Annotated in this window: 1 pseudogene; it reads right to left on the minus strand. The window is 76.0% G+C overall.

Annotation, left to right across the window (positions count from 1 at the left end):
* Positions 1-332, minus strand: a pseudogene (locus G3I65_RS56250) (SARP family transcriptional regulator); the annotation flags it as partial.
* Between the last annotated feature and the right edge of the window lie 14 nt (positions 333-346).

Raw genomic sequence — 346 nt, forward strand, 5'->3', positions numbered from 1 at the left:
AGCTCGTCACGGTGCCCCCGCTCGCGCAACGCCGCCACCGCGCGGTCGGCGATGCGCCAGACGTGCTCGTCGTACCCCGCGAGCGCCGTGACGGCGACGAGGTTGGCGCGCTCGGCCGTGAAGGAGAACTCGCCGTCGCGGTAGTGGTCCAGGAGCCGGTCGAGCGCCGCCGCGGTCTCGGCCGGGTCGCCGGCCTCGCGGGCGTGCTCGGCGATCAGGTCGTGGAAGCCGTAGCGGCCGGGTGCGGGCTGACGCAGCAGGTGCGCGTCGAGCAGGTCCTCCAGCAGCCGCTCGACGTCGCCGGTGCCGCACAGCGCCGCGGCCGCGGCCACGTCGAAGTCGGCAC

This window comes from Amycolatopsis sp. SID8362, assembly GCF_010550475.1.
Lineage (GTDB): Bacteria > Actinomycetota > Actinomycetes > Mycobacteriales > Pseudonocardiaceae > Amycolatopsis > Amycolatopsis eburnea.